This is a genomic window from Salinivibrio sp. PR919 (genome assembly GCF_001995355.1).
Taxonomy (GTDB): Bacteria; Pseudomonadota; Gammaproteobacteria; order Enterobacterales; family Vibrionaceae; genus Salinivibrio; species Salinivibrio proteolyticus.
In genome coordinates this window covers 1-15,864 of the sequence record NZ_MUFL01000079.1, presented here as the reverse complement: position 1 = coordinate 15,864, position 15,864 = coordinate 1, and the positions used below count along the sequence as shown (strand labels likewise).

30 protein-coding genes and 1 pseudogene are annotated in these 15,864 nt (G+C 48.5%); all 31 read right to left on the bottom strand.

Annotated features, from left to right (window positions below):
• Nucleotides 1-645: 645 nt before the first annotated feature.
• On the bottom strand, nucleotides 646-1,032 hold the full coding sequence (rplQ, locus tag BZG83_RS13445; protein WP_069590805.1) for a 50S ribosomal protein L17: 387 nt from the start codon (nucleotides 1,030-1,032) through the stop codon (nucleotides 646-648).
• Between the two features lie 35 nt (nucleotides 1,033-1,067).
• On the bottom strand, nucleotides 1,068-2,057 hold the full coding sequence (locus tag BZG83_RS13440; protein ID WP_077481258.1) for a DNA-directed RNA polymerase subunit alpha: 990 nt from the start codon (nucleotides 2,055-2,057) through the stop codon (nucleotides 1,068-1,070).
• A gap of 23 nt (nucleotides 2,058-2,080) precedes the next feature.
• The gene (gene rpsD, locus BZG83_RS13435) at nucleotides 2,081-2,701 is read right to left on the bottom strand and encodes a 30S ribosomal protein S4 (RefSeq protein ID WP_069590800.1); all 621 of its coding nucleotides are present in this window, start codon (nucleotides 2,699-2,701) and stop codon (nucleotides 2,081-2,083) included.
• A gap of 40 nt (nucleotides 2,702-2,741) precedes the next feature.
• Nucleotides 2,742-3,131, bottom strand: coding sequence for a 30S ribosomal protein S11 (gene rpsK, locus BZG83_RS13430; protein WP_069590798.1), 390 nt, complete (start codon nucleotides 3,129-3,131; stop codon nucleotides 2,742-2,744).
• Between the two features lie 18 nt (nucleotides 3,132-3,149).
• Nucleotides 3,150-3,506 carry a 30S ribosomal protein S13 gene (gene rpsM / locus BZG83_RS13425; protein WP_069590796.1) on the bottom strand — a complete coding sequence of 119 codons (357 nt, stop codon included), beginning with the start codon at nucleotides 3,504-3,506 and terminating at the stop codon, nucleotides 3,150-3,152.
• A gap of 146 nt (nucleotides 3,507-3,652) precedes the next feature.
• Nucleotides 3,653-3,766, bottom strand: coding sequence for a 50S ribosomal protein L36 (gene rpmJ / locus BZG83_RS13420; protein WP_000868186.1), 114 nt, complete (start codon nucleotides 3,764-3,766; stop codon nucleotides 3,653-3,655).
• A gap of 27 nt (nucleotides 3,767-3,793) precedes the next feature.
• Nucleotides 3,794-5,119, bottom strand: a complete 1,326-nt coding sequence (gene secY / locus BZG83_RS13415; protein WP_069590794.1) for a preprotein translocase subunit SecY — start codon at nucleotides 5,117-5,119, stop codon at nucleotides 3,794-3,796.
• 22 nt (nucleotides 5,120-5,141) lie between these two features.
• The gene (rplO, locus tag BZG83_RS13410) at nucleotides 5,142-5,576 is read right to left on the bottom strand and encodes a 50S ribosomal protein L15 (RefSeq protein ID WP_077458133.1); all 435 of its coding nucleotides are present in this window, start codon (nucleotides 5,574-5,576) and stop codon (nucleotides 5,142-5,144) included.
• Between the two features lie 4 nt (nucleotides 5,577-5,580).
• Nucleotides 5,581-5,760, bottom strand: coding sequence for a 50S ribosomal protein L30 (gene rpmD, locus BZG83_RS13405; RefSeq protein ID WP_069590791.1), 180 nt, complete (start codon nucleotides 5,758-5,760; stop codon nucleotides 5,581-5,583).
• Nucleotides 5,761-5,766: 6 nt separating this feature from the next.
• On the bottom strand, nucleotides 5,767-6,264 hold the full coding sequence (rpsE, locus tag BZG83_RS13400) for a 30S ribosomal protein S5 (protein WP_077458131.1): 498 nt from the start codon (nucleotides 6,262-6,264) through the stop codon (nucleotides 5,767-5,769).
• Nucleotides 6,265-6,276: 12 nt separating this feature from the next.
• Nucleotides 6,277-6,630, bottom strand: coding sequence for a 50S ribosomal protein L18 (rplR, locus tag BZG83_RS13395; protein WP_077481256.1), 354 nt, complete (start codon nucleotides 6,628-6,630; stop codon nucleotides 6,277-6,279).
• 9 nt (nucleotides 6,631-6,639) lie between these two features.
• Nucleotides 6,640-7,173 carry a 50S ribosomal protein L6 gene (gene rplF, locus BZG83_RS13390; RefSeq protein WP_077481254.1) on the bottom strand — a complete coding sequence of 178 codons (534 nt, stop codon included), beginning with the start codon at nucleotides 7,171-7,173 and terminating at the stop codon, nucleotides 6,640-6,642.
• Between the two features lie 13 nt (nucleotides 7,174-7,186).
• Nucleotides 7,187-7,579 carry a 30S ribosomal protein S8 gene (gene rpsH, locus BZG83_RS13385; RefSeq protein ID WP_069590786.1) on the bottom strand — a complete coding sequence of 131 codons (393 nt, stop codon included), beginning with the start codon at nucleotides 7,577-7,579 and terminating at the stop codon, nucleotides 7,187-7,189.
• Between the two features lie 23 nt (nucleotides 7,580-7,602).
• Nucleotides 7,603-7,908, bottom strand: a complete 306-nt coding sequence (gene rpsN / locus BZG83_RS13380; RefSeq protein WP_069590785.1) for a 30S ribosomal protein S14 — start codon at nucleotides 7,906-7,908, stop codon at nucleotides 7,603-7,605.
• A gap of 17 nt (nucleotides 7,909-7,925) precedes the next feature.
• Nucleotides 7,926-8,465, bottom strand: coding sequence for a 50S ribosomal protein L5 (rplE, locus tag BZG83_RS13375; RefSeq protein WP_077458125.1), 540 nt, complete (start codon nucleotides 8,463-8,465; stop codon nucleotides 7,926-7,928).
• A gap of 15 nt (nucleotides 8,466-8,480) precedes the next feature.
• Nucleotides 8,481-8,795 (bottom strand): 50S ribosomal protein L24, encoded by a 315-nt coding sequence (gene rplX / locus BZG83_RS13370; RefSeq protein WP_069590772.1) that lies wholly within the window; start codon nucleotides 8,793-8,795, stop codon nucleotides 8,481-8,483.
• A gap of 11 nt (nucleotides 8,796-8,806) precedes the next feature.
• Nucleotides 8,807-9,178, bottom strand: a complete 372-nt coding sequence (gene rplN / locus BZG83_RS13365) for a 50S ribosomal protein L14 (protein ID WP_069590770.1) — start codon at nucleotides 9,176-9,178, stop codon at nucleotides 8,807-8,809.
• A gap of 160 nt (nucleotides 9,179-9,338) precedes the next feature.
• Nucleotides 9,339-9,593, bottom strand: coding sequence for a 30S ribosomal protein S17 (gene rpsQ / locus BZG83_RS13360; RefSeq protein WP_077481252.1), 255 nt, complete (start codon nucleotides 9,591-9,593; stop codon nucleotides 9,339-9,341).
• Nucleotides 9,593-9,784 carry a 50S ribosomal protein L29 gene (gene rpmC / locus BZG83_RS13355; RefSeq protein ID WP_069590766.1) on the bottom strand — a complete coding sequence of 64 codons (192 nt, stop codon included), beginning with the start codon at nucleotides 9,782-9,784 and terminating at the stop codon, nucleotides 9,593-9,595. Before rpmC ends, rpsQ begins: the two co-directional genes overlap by 1 nt.
• The gene (rplP, locus tag BZG83_RS13350; protein WP_069590764.1) at nucleotides 9,784-10,194 is read right to left on the bottom strand and encodes a 50S ribosomal protein L16; all 411 of its coding nucleotides are present in this window, start codon (nucleotides 10,192-10,194) and stop codon (nucleotides 9,784-9,786) included. Before rplP ends, rpmC begins: the two co-directional genes overlap by 1 nt.
• An 11-nt stretch (nucleotides 10,195-10,205) precedes the next feature.
• Nucleotides 10,206-10,895, bottom strand: coding sequence for a 30S ribosomal protein S3 (rpsC, locus tag BZG83_RS13345; protein WP_069590761.1), 690 nt, complete (start codon nucleotides 10,893-10,895; stop codon nucleotides 10,206-10,208).
• A 19-nt stretch (nucleotides 10,896-10,914) separates the two neighbouring features.
• On the bottom strand, nucleotides 10,915-11,247 hold the full coding sequence (gene rplV / locus BZG83_RS13340) for a 50S ribosomal protein L22 (RefSeq protein WP_069590759.1): 333 nt from the start codon (nucleotides 11,245-11,247) through the stop codon (nucleotides 10,915-10,917).
• Between the two features lie 10 nt (nucleotides 11,248-11,257).
• Nucleotides 11,258-11,536, bottom strand: coding sequence for a 30S ribosomal protein S19 (gene rpsS, locus BZG83_RS13335; protein ID WP_077481250.1), 279 nt, complete (start codon nucleotides 11,534-11,536; stop codon nucleotides 11,258-11,260).
• Between the two features lie 20 nt (nucleotides 11,537-11,556).
• Entirely contained in the window at nucleotides 11,557-12,381 is an 825-nt protein-coding gene (gene rplB, locus BZG83_RS13330) for a 50S ribosomal protein L2 (protein ID WP_069590757.1), read from the bottom strand.
• 19 nt (nucleotides 12,382-12,400) lie between these two features.
• Nucleotides 12,401-12,703, bottom strand: a complete 303-nt coding sequence (rplW, locus tag BZG83_RS13325; protein ID WP_069590756.1) for a 50S ribosomal protein L23 — start codon at nucleotides 12,701-12,703, stop codon at nucleotides 12,401-12,403.
• Nucleotides 12,700-13,302: a 50S ribosomal protein L4 gene (gene rplD / locus BZG83_RS13320; protein WP_069590755.1), complete on the bottom strand. Its 603-nt coding sequence runs from the start codon at nucleotides 13,300-13,302 to the stop codon at nucleotides 12,700-12,702. The genes rplW and rplD overlap by 4 nt, the downstream gene beginning before the upstream one ends.
• Nucleotides 13,303-13,318: 16 nt before the next feature.
• Entirely contained in the window at nucleotides 13,319-13,948 is a 630-nt protein-coding gene (gene rplC / locus BZG83_RS13315; protein ID WP_069590754.1) for a 50S ribosomal protein L3, read from the bottom strand.
• Between the two features lie 13 nt (nucleotides 13,949-13,961).
• A complete protein-coding gene (gene rpsJ, locus BZG83_RS13310) occupies nucleotides 13,962-14,273 on the bottom strand; it encodes a 30S ribosomal protein S10 (protein ID WP_002541412.1) in 312 nt (103 codons plus the stop codon).
• Between the two features lie 352 nt (nucleotides 14,274-14,625).
• Nucleotides 14,626-15,114, bottom strand: coding sequence for a bacterioferritin (gene bfr, locus BZG83_RS13305; RefSeq protein ID WP_069590751.1), 489 nt, complete (start codon nucleotides 15,112-15,114; stop codon nucleotides 14,626-14,628).
• A gap of 81 nt (nucleotides 15,115-15,195) precedes the next feature.
• The gene (gene bfd / locus BZG83_RS13300) at nucleotides 15,196-15,387 is read right to left on the bottom strand and encodes a bacterioferritin-associated ferredoxin (protein WP_069590747.1); all 192 of its coding nucleotides are present in this window, start codon (nucleotides 15,385-15,387) and stop codon (nucleotides 15,196-15,198) included.
• Between the two features lie 214 nt (nucleotides 15,388-15,601).
• A pseudogene (locus tag BZG83_RS13295) lies at nucleotides 15,602-15,864 on the bottom strand (hypothetical protein); the annotation flags it as partial.

Sequence of the window (15,864 nt, the reverse complement as noted above, 5' to 3'; positions counted from 1 at the left end):
CCTGCCGCCAGCGTTCAATCTGAGCCATGATCAAACTCTTCAATTAAAGTTTTTTCGAAACCGAAGTTTCAGCTCAATGAATACTGATTACTGTTYCTCTCCGAAGAGAAAAACGAATTGACTGTGCCGAACAACTATAAAAGTTGTCGTTTGGTCACTCAGTTCATCGAATAAATCTTTTTGTCTATTCTCAACGAGTGCCCACACAGATTGCATAGGTCAAATTGTTAAAGAGCGTTGACTTGCGAAGCGTTGCTTCGCTCGGTCAGGGCTGCGTATATTACTCGCCTTGCCGATGAAGTCAAGAAGAAATTTTATCTTTTTGTTGATGCCAACCGGCGAAAACAAAACCTCTTTTTGACTCCCCTAACGCGTTGTCTGCGTTAAGTAGGGCGGCATTCTATAGAAATTGTGACCCCCGTCAACACTAAATCACATCTTTTTTATCGAATGTGCTCTTTTTGGGCACTTTGCGCGAATAACCAACGAAAACAGCTAAAATGACGCTTTTAATACCTATATTAAGCTTGGTTGAAGGCATAAAAGCGGATGGGTTGCGCTAAAGGATTGACGAAGCACCTGATAGATAAAGAAAAAGCCAGGCACAAGGCCTGGCTTTTCTAGCTTATCTGCAAGAGTAAAGAATTACTCTGCAGCTTCCTCAGCTTTTTGCTCTGGGCGATCAACGAGCTCGATGTAAGCCATAGGGGCTTTATCACCTGAGCGAACACCGCATTTAAGAATGCGAGTGTAACCGCCAGCACGTGAAGCAAAACGTGGGCCGAGTTCATTGAAAAGCTTCGCTACAACTTCGTCGTTACGAGTACGAGCGAATGCAAGACGACGGTTAGCAACACTGTCGTTCTTAGCTAGGGTAATCAACGGTTCAATGACGCGACGCAGCTCTTTTGCCTTAGGCAGAGTTGTTTTGATAACTTCGTGAGTTACCAGCGAGCTAGCCATGTTGCTGAACATCGCTTTACGATGGCTGCTGTTGCGATTGAGTTGACGACCACTCTTACGATGGCGCATGACCTAATCCTTCTAACTAAATAATCAGTATCTGATTAATCTTCAGCGATTGATGCTGGCGGCCAGTTTTCTAGGCGCATGCCTAGAGACAGACCACGTGAAGCCAGCACGTCTTTAATTTCAGTCAAAGACTTCTTACCAAGGTTTGGCGTTTTCAGAAGCTCAACCTCAGTACGCTGTACCAGATCACCGATATAGTGAATCGCTTCTGCTTTCAAACAGTTGGCAGAGCGAACAGTTAGTTCAAGATCGTCTACAGGACGCAGTAGGWTCGGATCGAACTCTGGCTTCTCTTCTTTCTCCTCAGGGACGCGCACGTCTCGCAGGTCAACAAACGCATCTAGCTGTTCAGCTAGGATGGTTGCTGCACGGCGAATCGCTTCCTCAGGATCCAGTGTACCGTTAGTTTCCATATCGATAACAAGCTTGTCGAGGTCAGTACGCTGTTCAACACGTGCTGCTTCAACGTTGTAAGCAATACGGTCTACTGGGCTGAACGTTGCATCAACAAGCAAGCGGCCGATTGGACGCTCGTCGTCTTCGCTGTGAATGCGCGCAGACGCTGGTACATAGCCACGACCACGTTCTACCTTGATACGCATGCTAATTTCAGCGTTTGCATCAGTCAGGTGGCAGATAACGTGTTCTGGGTTCGCAATCTCAACACCACCATCATGGGTGATGTCGCCTGCAACAACAGGGCCTGCACCAGACTTGGTCAGAGTAAGGATAACTTCATCTTTACCCTCAACCTTAACGGCTAGGCCTTTAAGGTTAAGTAGGATTTCCAGGATATCTTCCTGAACCCCTTCTTTGGTGCTGTACTCGTGCAGTACGCCGTCAATTTCAACTTCCGTCACCGCACAGCCTGGCATTGATGAAAGTAGGATACGACGTAGCGCATTCCCCAGAGTATGGCCAAAGCCACGCTCTAGAGGTTCAAGAGTTACTTTTGCGTGCGTAGAGCTGACTTGTTCGATATCAACCAGACGCGGCTTAAGAAATTCTGTTACAGAACCCTGCATTATGTCCTCTCTTTAGTTTAGCCTTACTTAGAGTAAAGCTCGACGATCAGGTGTTCGTTGATGTCAGCAGACAAATCAGAACGCTCTGGTAGGCGCTTGAATGTGCCTTCCATCTTCTTGCTGTCTACTTCGATCCAAGTTGGCAGCTCGCGCTGTGCAGCGATTTCTAGTGCTGCTTTGATGCGCGCTTGGTTCTTAGCTTTCTCGCGAATGCTAACAACGTCGTTTGCCGAAACCTTGAAAGAAGGTACGTTAACAACTTTGCCGTTAACTAGGATCGCTTTGTGGCTTACCAGCTGGCGAGCTTCGGCGCGAGTTGCACCAAATCCCATGCGGTAAACTACGTTGTCTAGGCGACCTTCAAGAAGCTGAAGCAGGTTTTCACCTGTGTTACCTTTAATACGGGCAGCATCTTTGTAGTAGTTACGGAACTGCTTTTCCATTACGCCGTAGATACGACGTACTTTTTGCTTCTCGCGAAGCTGAACGCCATAGTCAGACAGACGGCCGCGACGCTGACCGTGAACGCCTGGGACGTTATCAATTTTACACTTGGTATCAATCGCGCGTACGCCTGACTTAAGGAACAAGTCAGTACCTTCGCGACGGCTAAGCTTCAGCTTAGGACCCAAATATCTTGCCATGATCTTTCTCCAATATTCTAAGAAACAGCACTAAGCGTGATTAAACGCGGCGTTTCTTAGGTGGACGACAACCGTTGTGCGGGATCGGAGTCGCATCAACAATGTTAGTGATGCGGAAGCCCGCCGCGTTCAGGGCACGAATAGTAGATTCGCGGCCTGGACCTGGACCTTTAACCATCACTTCGAGGTTTTTCAGGCCGTATTCTTTCGCCATCTCACCACAACGCTCTGCAGCAACCTGTGCAGCATATGGAGTCGACTTACGAGAACCACGGAAACCTGAACCACCGGCAGTAGCCCATGCTAGAGCGTTGCCTTGACGGTCAGTGATCGTAACGATTGTGTTGTTGAAAGACGCATGAATGTGCGCAACGCCATCAGCAACTTGCTTGCGTACGCGTTTACGTGCGCGAGTTGGTTGTTTAGCCATAGTACTTACCTACCCCGATTATTTCTTGATCGGTTTGCGCGGACCCTTACGGGTACGTGCGTTGGTCTTCGTACGCTGACCACGAAGTGGCAAGCTGCGACGATGACGCAAACCGCGGTAACAGCCAAGGTCCATAAGACGCTTGATGTTCATGGAAATTTCACGACGTAGATCGCCTTCTACAGTGTACTTGGCTACACCGTCACGCAACTGGTCGATCTGCTCTTCTGATAGTTCACTGATCTTAGTGCTTTCAGCAATACCTGCTTCGGCTAGGATAGCCTGAGAGGTAGTTTTGCCGACACCGTAAATCGCAGTCAGTGCGATTACAGCGTGCTTTTGATCAGGAATGTTAATGCCTGCTATACGGGCCACTATTCACTCCTAGTACTTTTCAAGTAGAACCGCTGCAGAGCCCGTTGAGGATACGCAGCGGCATAACCACTTCTTTTGCACATACAAAAGGTGGGCTGGCTAATGTAGCCAGCCTGACCTCATTTTGCAAGAAAAATATTCTGCTATTAGCCTTGGCGCTGCTTGTGCTTAGGCTCACTGCAGATCACGCGAACGACACCGTTACGCTTGATCACTTTACAGTTACGGCAGATTTTCTTAACGGAAGCACGAACTTTCATTGCTAAACTCCGTAAATAGACAACCTATTAGCGGCCGTAGCCTTTAAGGTTGGCTTTTTTCAACACGGACTCATATTGTTGAGACATCAAATGAGTCTGAACTTGAGCCATAAAGTCCATGATTACGACTACTACGATAAGTAGTGATGTACCACCAAAGTAGAAGTGGACATCCCACGCAATCATCATGAACTCGGGGATCAGACAGATAAAGGTAATGTACATGGCGCCCGCGAGGGTCAAACGTGTCATCACTTTATCAATGTATTTAGCAGTCTGCTCACCCGGGCGAATACCAGGTACGAACGCTCCTGACTTCTTCAAGTTATCTGCCGTTTCACGAGGGTTAAACACCAACGCTGTATAGAAAAAGCAGAAGAAGATAATCGCCGCCGCATAAAGTATTACGTAAGCCGGTTGGCCAGGACTTAGTGCCAAAGACACGTCGGTCAGCCAGCTTGTCTGATCACCCTTACCAAACCAGTTAGCAAGTGTGCCAGGGAACAAAATAATACTTGATGCAAAGATCGCTGGGATAACCCCTGCCATGTTAATTTTCAGTGGCAAGTGCGTGCTTTGCGCTGCAAAGACACGACGACCTTGTTGGCGCTTCGCATAGTTAACGACGATACGACGTTGACCACGCTCCATGAAGACCACAAAGTAGATTACCGCCAACGCGATAACAGCAATACCTAGCAAGAGAAGCGGAGACATGTCGCCTTGACGCGCTTGCTCTATTGTCTGTCCAATTGCCGGTGGCAGACCTGCGACAATCCCGGTGAAAATAATCAGCGAGATACCATTACCAATACCGCGTTCGGTAATTTGTTCACCCAACCACATCAAGAACATGGTGCCTGTGACCAAACTGACTACCGCAGTAAAGTAAAAAGCAGGACCTGGATTAATCACCAGACCTGGCATCATACTTGGTAACCCGGTCGCAATTCCAATTGCTTGGAAGGTTGCCAACACAAGCGTGCCGTAGCGGGTGTACTGGCTTATCTTACGACGGCCAGATTCGCCCTCTTTCTTCAACTCCGCTAACGCGGGGTGAACCACTGACAGTAACTGGACAATGATCGATGCCGAGATGTACGGCATGATCCCCAGTGCCAGTATCGAAGCACGCTCAAGGGCACCACCAGAGAACATGTTTACCAAGTCAATGATGGTCCCTTGTTGCTGTTCGAACAGATCGGCAAGTACAGCAGCGTCAATACCAGGAATTGGCACAAAAGAGCCGGCACGGAATACCAATAATGCCATAGCTACAAAAAGTAGACGGCTTTTCAGCTCCGCGATCCCGCCTTTTGCACTACTGAAGTTTTGTCCTGGTTGTTTTGCCATCTGTACCTCGTCCTCGAGCTAATTATTCCTCGATTTTACCGCCTGCAGCTTCGATTGCCGCTTTAGCGCCTTTAGTGACACGAACACCTTTAACAGTCACAGCGCGAGCGATTTCACCAGACAGTACGATTTTCGCCGTACGGGTGTCTTGTGCAACAACGTTCGCTGCTTTTAGTGACTCTAGGCTTACCACGTCACCTTCAACTTTTGCTAGTTCACTTAGGCGAACTTCAGCAGAAGTTAGGCTCTTGCGCGATGTAAAACCAAATTTTGGCAGACGCTGTTTCAAAGGCATTTGACCGCCTTCGAAACCTGGGCGTACAGAACCACCTGAACGTGATTTCTGACCTTTGTGACCACGGCCACCAGTTTTACCCAGACCTGAACCAATACCACGGCCTACACGCTTAGCAGAAGGCTTTGAGCCTGCAGCCGGAGATAGAGTATTCAAACGCATGTGATTACTCCTCCACTTTAACCATGTAGTTGACTTGATTGATCATACCGCGCACGCACGGAGTATCTTCAAGTTCAACAGTGTGGTTGATGCGACGTAGGCCCAAGCCACGCAGGGTCGCTTTGTGCTTCGGCAAACGGCCGATAGCGCTACGRGTCTGTGTTACTTTAATTGTCTTAGCCATGTCGTATTACCCCAGAATTTCGTTAACAGGCATGCCACGCTTAGCAGCTACCATCTCTGGAGACTTCATACCACCCAGACCATCGATCGTTGCACGAACGATGTTGATTGGGTTGGTAGAACCGTATGCTTTGGCCAGAACGTCTTGAACGCCCGCAACCTCAAGCACAGCACGCATCGCACCACCGGCGATGATACCCGTACCTTCTGATGCTGGCTGCATGTACACTTTAGAACCAGTGTGGCGGCCTTTAACAGCGTGGTGAAGAGTACCTTCATTCAGCGCAACAGTAATCATGTTACGGCGCGCTTTTTCCATTGATTTCTGAATCGCTGCTGGTACTTCACGGGCTTTACCGTAACCGAAACCAACGCGACCGTTACCATCACCAACCACAGTCAGGGCGGTGAAGGTAAAGATGCGACCACCTTTAACCGTTTTAGAAACACGGTTTACAGCGATCAGCTTTTCATGCAAATCACTTTGTTGTTTATCGTTAGCCATCTTCCACCTACCTTAGAATTTCAGACCAGCTTCACGGGCAGCATCTGCCAGTGCAGCCACACGGCCGTGGTATTGGAAACCGGAACGGTCAAAAGCAACAGCTTCGATGCCTTTTTCCTTCGCACGCTCAGCAATGATTTTACCTACTGCTGCTGCGGCGTCTTTGTTACCGGTGCTCTTAACTTGTTCACGGATCGCTTTTTCTACGGTAGAAGCGGCGGCGATGACTTCCGCGCCGTTACSAGCGATAACCTGTGCGTACACATGACGTGGAGTACGGTGTACCACCAGGCGAGTCGCACCCATTTCCGCGATCTTGCGTCGTGCTTTGGTCGCACGACGGATACGAGATGCTTTCTTATCCATAGTGTTACCTTACTTCTTCTTAGCTTCTTTAGTACGCACAACTTCGTCAGAGTAACGAACGCCTTTGCCTTTGTAAGGCTCTGGCTTGCGGTATGCGCGGATTTCAGCAGCGACCTGGCCAACCGCTTGTTTATCAGCACCGCTGATAACAATTTCAGTTTGGCTTGGGCACTCTGCCTTAACACCTTCAGGTAGAACGTGTTCTACTGGGTGAGAGAAGCCAAGTGTCAGGTTCAGTTTGTTACCCGCAACAGTTGCACGGTAACCAACACCCTTCAGGATTAGCTTCTTGGTAAAGCCTTCTGTCACACCAACAACCATGCTGTTAACCAGTGCGCGAGCAGTACCAGCATGAGCCCATGCTTTAGCGTGCTCTACACTTGGTGCAAAGGTAATGGTGTTGTCTTCTTGGTTTACTGCCACCATATCGTGAAGCGTACGGCTTAGTTCGCCTTTGCTTCCTTTTACAGTGATGTCCTGACCGTTAAGTTTCACCTCTACGCCGGCAGGAACTACGACAGGTGCTTTTGCAACACGAGACATTTCCTACTCCTTATTAAGCTACGTAGCAGATGATTTCACCGCCCAGACCCGCTTTGCGAGCTGCGCGATCGGTCATCAAACCTTTCGAAGTTGAAACAACTGCAATACCAAGGCCACCCATCACAGAAGGTAGCTCATCTTTCTTTTTGTAGATGCGCAGACCTGGACGGCTAACACGTTGGATTTGCTCGATAACTGGTTTAGATTCGAAGTATTTCAACGTCACTTCCAGTTCAGGCTTCGCGTCGCCACTTACAGCGTACTCAGCCACATAACCTTCTGCTTTTAGTAGCTCAGCAATTGCCACTTTCAGCTTTGACGAAGGCATTTTTACAGCAACTTTTTTTGCTGCCTGACCGTTGCGAAGGCGGGTCAGCATATCCGAGATCGGATCTTGCATGCTCATAAGTCTTTACTCCCGTGATTCAATTACCAGCTTGCCTTACGCAGACCCGGAATCTCGCCTTTCATGCAAGCTTCACGAACCTTGATTCGGCTTAGGCCGAATTTGCGTAGGTAGCCATGTGGACGACCAGTCTGGTTACAGCGGTTACGCTGACGAGACTTCGCAGAATCACGCGGTAGCGACTGAAGCTTCAGGACTGCGTCCCAACGCTCTTCGTCTGACGTGTTTACATTCTTGATGATCGCACGCAGGTTATCACGCTTTTCAGCGTAACGGGCTGCGAGCTTCGCACGCTTTACATCACGTGCTTTCATGGATTTTTTAGCCATAACAGTAACCCTTCACCTTACTTACGGAATGGGAAGTTAAAGGCAGCCAGCAGAGCTCGACCTTCCTCATCAGTACCTGCAGTGGTAGTGATAGTAATATCAAGACCACGGATACGATCGACTTTATCGTAGTCAATCTCAGGGAAGATGATTTGCTCGCGAACGCCCATGCTGTAGTTACCGCGACCGTCGAACGCTTTCGGGTTCAGACCACGGAAGTCACGGATACGAGGAACTGCGATTGCGATTAGACGCTCAAAGAAGTCCCACATACGCTCGCCACGTAGGGTTACTTTACAACCAATCGGGTAGCCCTCACGGATCTTAAAGCCTGCGACTGATTTACGTGCTTTGGTGATCAGCGGCTTTTGACCAGCGATAGCGGTCATATCAGCAGCTGCATTTTCAAGCAGTTTTTTGTCGTTCAGAGCTTCGCCCACACCCATGTTAAGGGTGATCTTTTCGATCCTTGGGACTTGCATGATGCTCTTGTAGCCAAATTGCTTAGAAAGCTCAGCTACAACGGTCTCTTTGTAGTAATCATGCAGTTTCGCCATTGTACTACTCCAGAATTACTTAATAGTTTCGCCAGTCGATTTGAAAAAACGTACTTTTTTGCCGTCTTCAAATCGGAAGCCTACACGGTCACCTTTACCAGCTGCTGCGTTAAAGATTGCCACGTTTGAAACGTCAATAGCGGCTTCTTTTTCTACGATGCCACCTTGAACGCCCAGAGCCGGTACAGGCTTCTGGTGTTTCTTAACGAGGTTAATACCTTCAACGATAACTTTACCGGTCGGTAGAACCTTAGATACTTTACCTTTCTTGCCTTTGTCTTTACCGACAAGAACGATAACTTCGTCGTTACGACGGATTTTAGCTGCCATGAGATCGCTCCTTACAGAACTTCAGGCGCCAGAGACACAATCTTCATGAACTTTTCAGTACGAAGTTCGCGTGTCACAGGGCCAAAGATACGTGTGCCGACTGGTTGCTCGTTCGTGTTGTTCAACAACACGCAAGCATTACGGTCGAAGCGAATGACAGAGCCGTCTGGACGACGTACGCCTTTACGGGTGCGAACTACCACCGCCTTAAGCACATCACCTTTTTTCACTTTACCGCGTGGAATTGCTTCCTTAACGGTAACTTTGATGATGTCGCCAACATGGGCGTAACGACGGTGAGAGCCACCCAGAACCTTAATACACATTACACTGCGAGCGCCGGAGTTATCGGCTGCGTCCAGCATACTTTGCATTTGGATCATTGTTAGTGCTCCGCTGTTATTACATCTAGACCCATCTCGGGTCGGGCTGCCTTATTACAAGGGCGGCGAATAATAACACTATTTTGACCGGATGGGTAGATAAAAAAATAAACGGCCCCCCAAATGAGAGCCGTTTGACTTATATTGTTTGAAAAATCGCTTAGATGCGCGCTTTTTCAACAACGCGAACCAATGTCCAAGACTTAGYCTTAGAGATTGGACGACACTCACGAACTTCTACAGTGTCACCTTGGTTACACTCGTTAGATTCATCGTGAACGTGCAGCTTGGTCGTGCGCTTGATGTACTTACCGTAGATAGGGTGTTTCACAAAACGCTCGATAGCAACAACGATAGTCTTATCGCCTTTGTCGCTGACAACGCGACCTTGCTGAGTGCGGATGTTCTCGCTCATTATGCGCTAGCCTTCTCAGTCAATACGGTTTTAACACGTGCGATATCGCGACGAACAGCTTTAAGAGTGTGAGTTTGCTGAAGCTGGCCAGTAGCCGCTTGCATGCGCAGGTTAAACTGCTCACGCAGCAGACCCATCAGCTCTTCGTTCAGCTGCTCAACAGTCTTTTCACGTAGTTCTTGTGCTTTCATCACATCACCGCCTTAGTTACGAAAGTGGTTTTGATCGGTAGCTTACGTGAAGCCAGTTCAAACGCTTCGCGAGCCAGTGATTCAGGAACACCATCCATTTCGTACAGGACTTTACCTGGTTGGATTTGGGCAACCCAGTAATCTACTGAACCTTTACCCTTACCCATACGAACTTCCAACGGCTTACCAGTAATTGGTTTGTCTGGGAAGATACGGATCCAGATTTGACCCTGACGTTTAATGTGACGAGTCATCGCACGACGAGCCGCCTCAATTTGACGCGCAGTGATACGACCGCGACCAACAGCTTTCAGGCCATAGGTACCGAAGCTTACGTCAGTACCGTGCGCCAGACCGCGGTTACGACCTTTAAAAGTCTTGCGGAACTTAGTACGTTTTGGTTGAAGCATCGATAGACTCCTTACTTACGGCCTTTACGCTGCTTCTTCGGCTTGTCAGCCTTTTGCTCCACTTCAGCCATTCCGCCTAGAACTTCACCTTTGAAGATCCAGGTTTTAATGCCGATAACACCGTAAGTGGTGTGAGCAGAAGAAGTTGCGTAATCAATGTCAGCACGAAGTGTGTGCAGTGGCACACGGCCTTCACGGTACCACTCGGTACGAGCAATTTCAGCACCGCCTAGACGGCCGCTTACTTCTACTTTGATACCTTTGGCACCTAGACGCATTGCGTTTTGTACCGCGCGCTTCATCGCACGACGGAACATAACACGGCGCTCTAGCTGAGAAGCGATGCTGTCGCCAACAAGTTGCGCGTCCAGCTCTGGCTTACGTACTTCAGCGATGTTGATTTGCGCTGGTACACCGGCTAGTTTCGCAACATGTGCGCGTAGCTTCTCAACGTCTTCGCCTTTCTTACCGATAACCACACCAGGGCGTGCAGTGTGAATGGTCACACGGATGCTCTTGGCAGGGCGCTCGATAACGATGCGAGATACTGACGCTTTTTTCAGTTCGTTAGTCAAGAACTGACGTACCTTAAAGTCGCCGTCTAGGTTGTCAGCGAAATCTTGGTTATTAGCAAACCAAGTGGAATTCCAAGGCTTAACGATGCCTAGACGAATACCATTAGGATGTACTTTTTGACCCATTGCTTTATCTCCTCGTCTCTTAGCGGTCTGCTACAACAACAGTGATGTGGCTAGAACGCTTCAAGATGCGATCGGCACGGCCTTTTGCACGAGGCATAATACGCTTCATGATTGGGCCTTCATCAACGAAGACTTTGGCGACGCTTAGATCGTCGATATCCGCACCTTCGTTATGCTCGGCGTTTGCAATAGCAGATTCCAACACTTTCTTAACCAGATCAGCCGCTTTTTTGTTGCTGAAGGTTAGAATTTCTAGTGCTTGTGCTACGTCTTTACCGCGCACTTGATCCGCAACCAAACGTGCTTTTTGAGGCGAGATACGAGCAAAGCGATGTTTAGCAATAGCTTCCATTTCTTACCCCTTAACGCTTCTTAGCTTTCTTATCAGCAGCGTGGCCGCGATAAGTACGTGTTGGTGCAAACTCGCCCAGCTTGTGACCGATCATTTCTTCAGAAACGAAAACGGGTACATGCTGACGACCATTATGGACAGCGATGGTCAATCCGATCATCTGTGGGATGATCATTGAACGACGGGACCAAGTCTTTAAAGGCTTCTTGTCACCGCTTTCCACCGCTTTCTCTACCTTCTTCAGCAAGTGCAGGTCAATAAAAGGACCTTTCTTGAGAGAACGTRGCATGGCTTATCCTCTGATAATAATTACTTGTTACGACGACGTACGATGTACTTGTCGGTACGTTTGTTCTTACGGGTCTTGAAGCCTTTAGTTGGCATACCCCAAGGTGATACTGGGTGACGACCACCTGAGGTACGGCCTTCACCACCACCGTGTGGGTGGTCAACTGGGTTCATTGCAACACCACGTACGCTTGGACGTACGCCTTTCCAGCGTGACGCACCGGCTTTACCCAGTTCGCGTAGCATGTGCTCTGAATTACCCACTTCGCCTAGGGTCGCACGACCTTCAGCAAGAACTTTACGCATTTCACCGCTGCGCAGGCGGAGTGTGACATATGCACCGTCACGAGCAACGATCTGAGCATAAGCACCCGCAGAACGTGCAAGCTGAGCGCCTTTACCAGGTTTCAGCTCGATGTTGTGGATAGTAGAACCCACTGGGATGTTACGCATTGGCAGGGTGTTACCTACCTTGATAGCTGCATCTGCACCAGATTGGATCTGATCACCGGCTTTTAGGCCTTTAGGTGCAATGATGTAACGACGTTCACCATCCGCATAAAGTACAAGCGCGATGTTTGCACTGCGGTTTGGATCGTATTCAAGACGCTCAACTTTCGCTGGGATACCGTCTTTAGTACGTTTGAAGTCAATTACACGGTAATGATGTTTGTGACCACCACCGATATGACGCACTGTGATTCGACCGTTGTTATTACGACCACCAGACTTAGAGTTTTTCTCTAGTAGTGGTGCGTATGGCTTGCCCTTATAAAGATCTGGGTTAACCACTTTAACAAGGTGACGACGACCCGGTGAAGTCGGCTTACATTTGATAATAGCCATTTGCTGTTACTCCTCCGTCTTACTCTGCGCCGCCAACGAAGTCGATGTCCTGACCTTCTTTCAAGATAACGTACGCTTTTTTCCAATCGCTACGGCGACCTTCGCGCATACCTTGACGTTTGGTCTTACCCTTAACTACTAGGGTACGAACAGACTTAACTTCAACTTCGAACAGTTTTTCAACTGCCGCTTTGATCTCTTTCTTAGTTGCTTCTTTAGCTACTTTAAACACGATAGTGTTCGCGCTTTCAGCAGCCATAGTTGCTTTTTCAGAGATGTGCGGAGCACGCAGAACTTTTAGGATACGCTCTTCAGTGATCATGCCAGCATCTCCTCAACTTGTTTAACTGCTTCAGCAGTCATCACGACTTTGTCGAAAGCGATCAAGCTAACTGGGTCGATGGTACCTGCATCGCGTACGTCAACCTTGTACAGGTTACGTGCAGCAAGGAACAGATTCTCATCAACTTCTGCAGTTACGATCAGAGCGTCGTTCAGCTCAAGCTCTTTCAGCTTAGCGACAAGCTCTTTAGTTTTTGGTGCTTCAACAGAGAAGTTATCAACAACGATCAAACGCTCTTGACGAACTAGCTCTGACAGAATGCTCTTCAGAGCACCACGGTACATCTTTTTGTTAACTTTCTGGCTGTGGTCCTGAGGACGAGCTGCGAAAGTGACACCACCGCTGCGCCAGATTGGGCTGCGGATTGTACCTGCACGGGCGCGACCAGTACCCTTCTGACGCCATGGCTTAGCACCGCCACCAGATACGTCTGAACGAGTTTTCTGAGCGCGAGTACCTTGACGGGCACCAGCTGCGTATGCAACGACTACCTGGTGAACCAGGGCTTCGTTGAATTCACGCCCGAAGGTAGTTTCGGAAACAGTTAGCGCGTCGGCGCCTTTGACTACCAATTCCATTACTATCTCCTCGACGTTACGCTTTAACGGCTGGTTTAACGATCACGTTGCCACCTGTAGCACCTGGGACTGCACCTTTGATAAGAAGCAGATTGCGCTCAGTGTCAACACGTACGATCTCTAGGTTTTGAGTCGTTACACGCTCAGCACCCATGTGACCTGCCATTTTTTTGCCTTTGAATACGCGACCTGGAGTCTGACATTGACCGATAGAACCAGGAGCACGGTGAGACAAAGAGTTACCGTGGCTCATGTCTTGAGTACGGAAGTTCCAACGCTTAACGCCGCCTTGGAAGCCCTTACCTTTTGACGTGCCAGTAACGTCTACTTTTTTGATTTCAGCGAATAGATCAACGTTTAGCTCAGCGCCAACTTCGAACTCTTCACCATTTTCCAGACGGAATTCCCACAGACCGCGGCCCGCTTCAACACCTGCTTTCGCAAAGTGGCCAGCTTGTGCCTTGTTTACACGGTTTGCTTTCTTCGCGCCTGTAGTAACTTGAATTGCGGCATAACCGTCAACTTCAGGCTTACGCACCTGAGCAACACGGTTCGCTTCAACTTCAACTACGGTTACCGGGATAGATACGCCATCTTCGTTGAAGATACGAGTCATACCGACTTTACGACCGACTAGACCAATCATTATCTACTCCCCCTTAGCCCAGGCTGATTTGAACATCAACGCCCGCAGCAAGGTCAAGACGCATCAGAGCGTCAACAGTCTTGTCTGTTGGCTCAACGATGTCGATCAGACGTTTGTGAGTACGAATCTCGTACTGGTCACGTGCGTCTTTGTTTACGTGCGGAGAAATAAGAACGGTGAAGCGCTCTTTACGAGTAGGTAGAGGGATTGGACCCTTAACCTGTGCGCCAGTGCGCTTAGCGGTTTCAACGATTTCCGCGGTAGACTGATCGATCAAGCGATGATCGAACGCCTTTAGGCGGATACGGATACGTTGGTTCTGCATGAGACAGAGCTCCAAATTCAAAAATTTTTACACAAACAATATCGCCATTCTGCCTCACTAGAGCGAGGGAATGCCGATTAATTTATGTGAAACCGTAGTGCCAAAATTAGGCACATTGTCAGCCATTATATTATGACTGCGAACATAAGCGGAGTATACATTAAACGAACAGTTTACTGTTCCATTCCTCGATGCTCATTGGTTCACAACTGCGTCGGAAGTCCGGAGACTTAAGCAGTGCGCAGCATTATACCGATGCCGCGCCCTATTGCAAGTCTTGGTTAAAAAATAAGCCCAAACAAAAACGCACCCATGGGGTGCGTTCATCTACCGCGATAGCGTAAGCCTCGCCTTAGTCTTTATCGCTCGCATCTTCAATCATCTGCGCTTGGTTATAATTTTCGAGTCCCACTTTCTCAATCAGACCTAGCTGAGTCTCCAGCCAATCAATGTGCTCTTCCTCATCGTCGAGAATATACTGGAACAAATCTCGCGAGACGTAATCACGTATACTTTCGGTGTAGGCAATGGCTTCTTTCAAGTCTTCGTGTGCCTGCATCTCTAGCGCGAGGTCACACTCAAAAATTTCTTGCGTATCTTCGCCGATGCGTAACTTGCCTAAGTCTTGTAAGTTCGGTATCCCTTCTAAGAACAAGATGCGTTCAATCAACTTGTCCGCGTGCTTCATCTCATCGATCGACTCTTCATACTCTTTATGGGCAATAACTTTTAAGCCCCAGTCTTTGAACATACGTGCATGAAGGAAGTACTGGTTGATGGCAATAAGTTCATTGCCGAGCACGGTATTTAAAAACGCAATCGATTTTGGGTCGCCTTTCATGGCAAAAGCCTCCTTATGGGTTCTGTTTATCAACTGTAGAACCCATAAGGAGGCTGTCAAATTTTACTCAGTACTGCTGAGTTAGCTGGCTTGCTGTAATGTAATCACTTGCACCTGATCGTGAATCACCTCTTTTGCCTGACGCACACATTTACCACACTGTGAACCCAGCGGAGTGAGCCGACGCAATTCGCGAATGCTGGTCACGCCTTGTTGATTCACAAGCTGCTTAATGGTTTTATCCGATACAGCATGGCAAATACATACAAACATCATTCTCACCCTACAACATAAACTATAACGAGAATAGTTTGCATTGCGCTTCAGGTAAAGGGTTTTCATATAACAATTGATTATTTACGCAATAGCTACACAAACAAAAAGGTCGCATAAAGCCAAAGCGCCATACGGTCAACGTCTGGGGTACTGCCATAAAAAAAGGAGCGCAATGCGCTCCTTTTCAGTGGTATGTTTTTAACTCAACGCATTACGCGATGATGTTAGCAACAACACCAGCACCTACGGTACGGCCACCTTCACGGATAGCGAAACGTAGACCTTCGTCCATCGCGATTGGCGCGATCAACTCAACAACCATCTTGATGTTGTCACCAGGCATTACCATCTCAACGCCTTCTGGCAGTTCGATAGTACCGGTCACGTCAGTTGTACGGAAGTAGAACTGTGGACGGTAGCCTTTGAAGAACGGAGTATGACGGCCGCCTTCGTCTTTAGACAGTACGTATACTT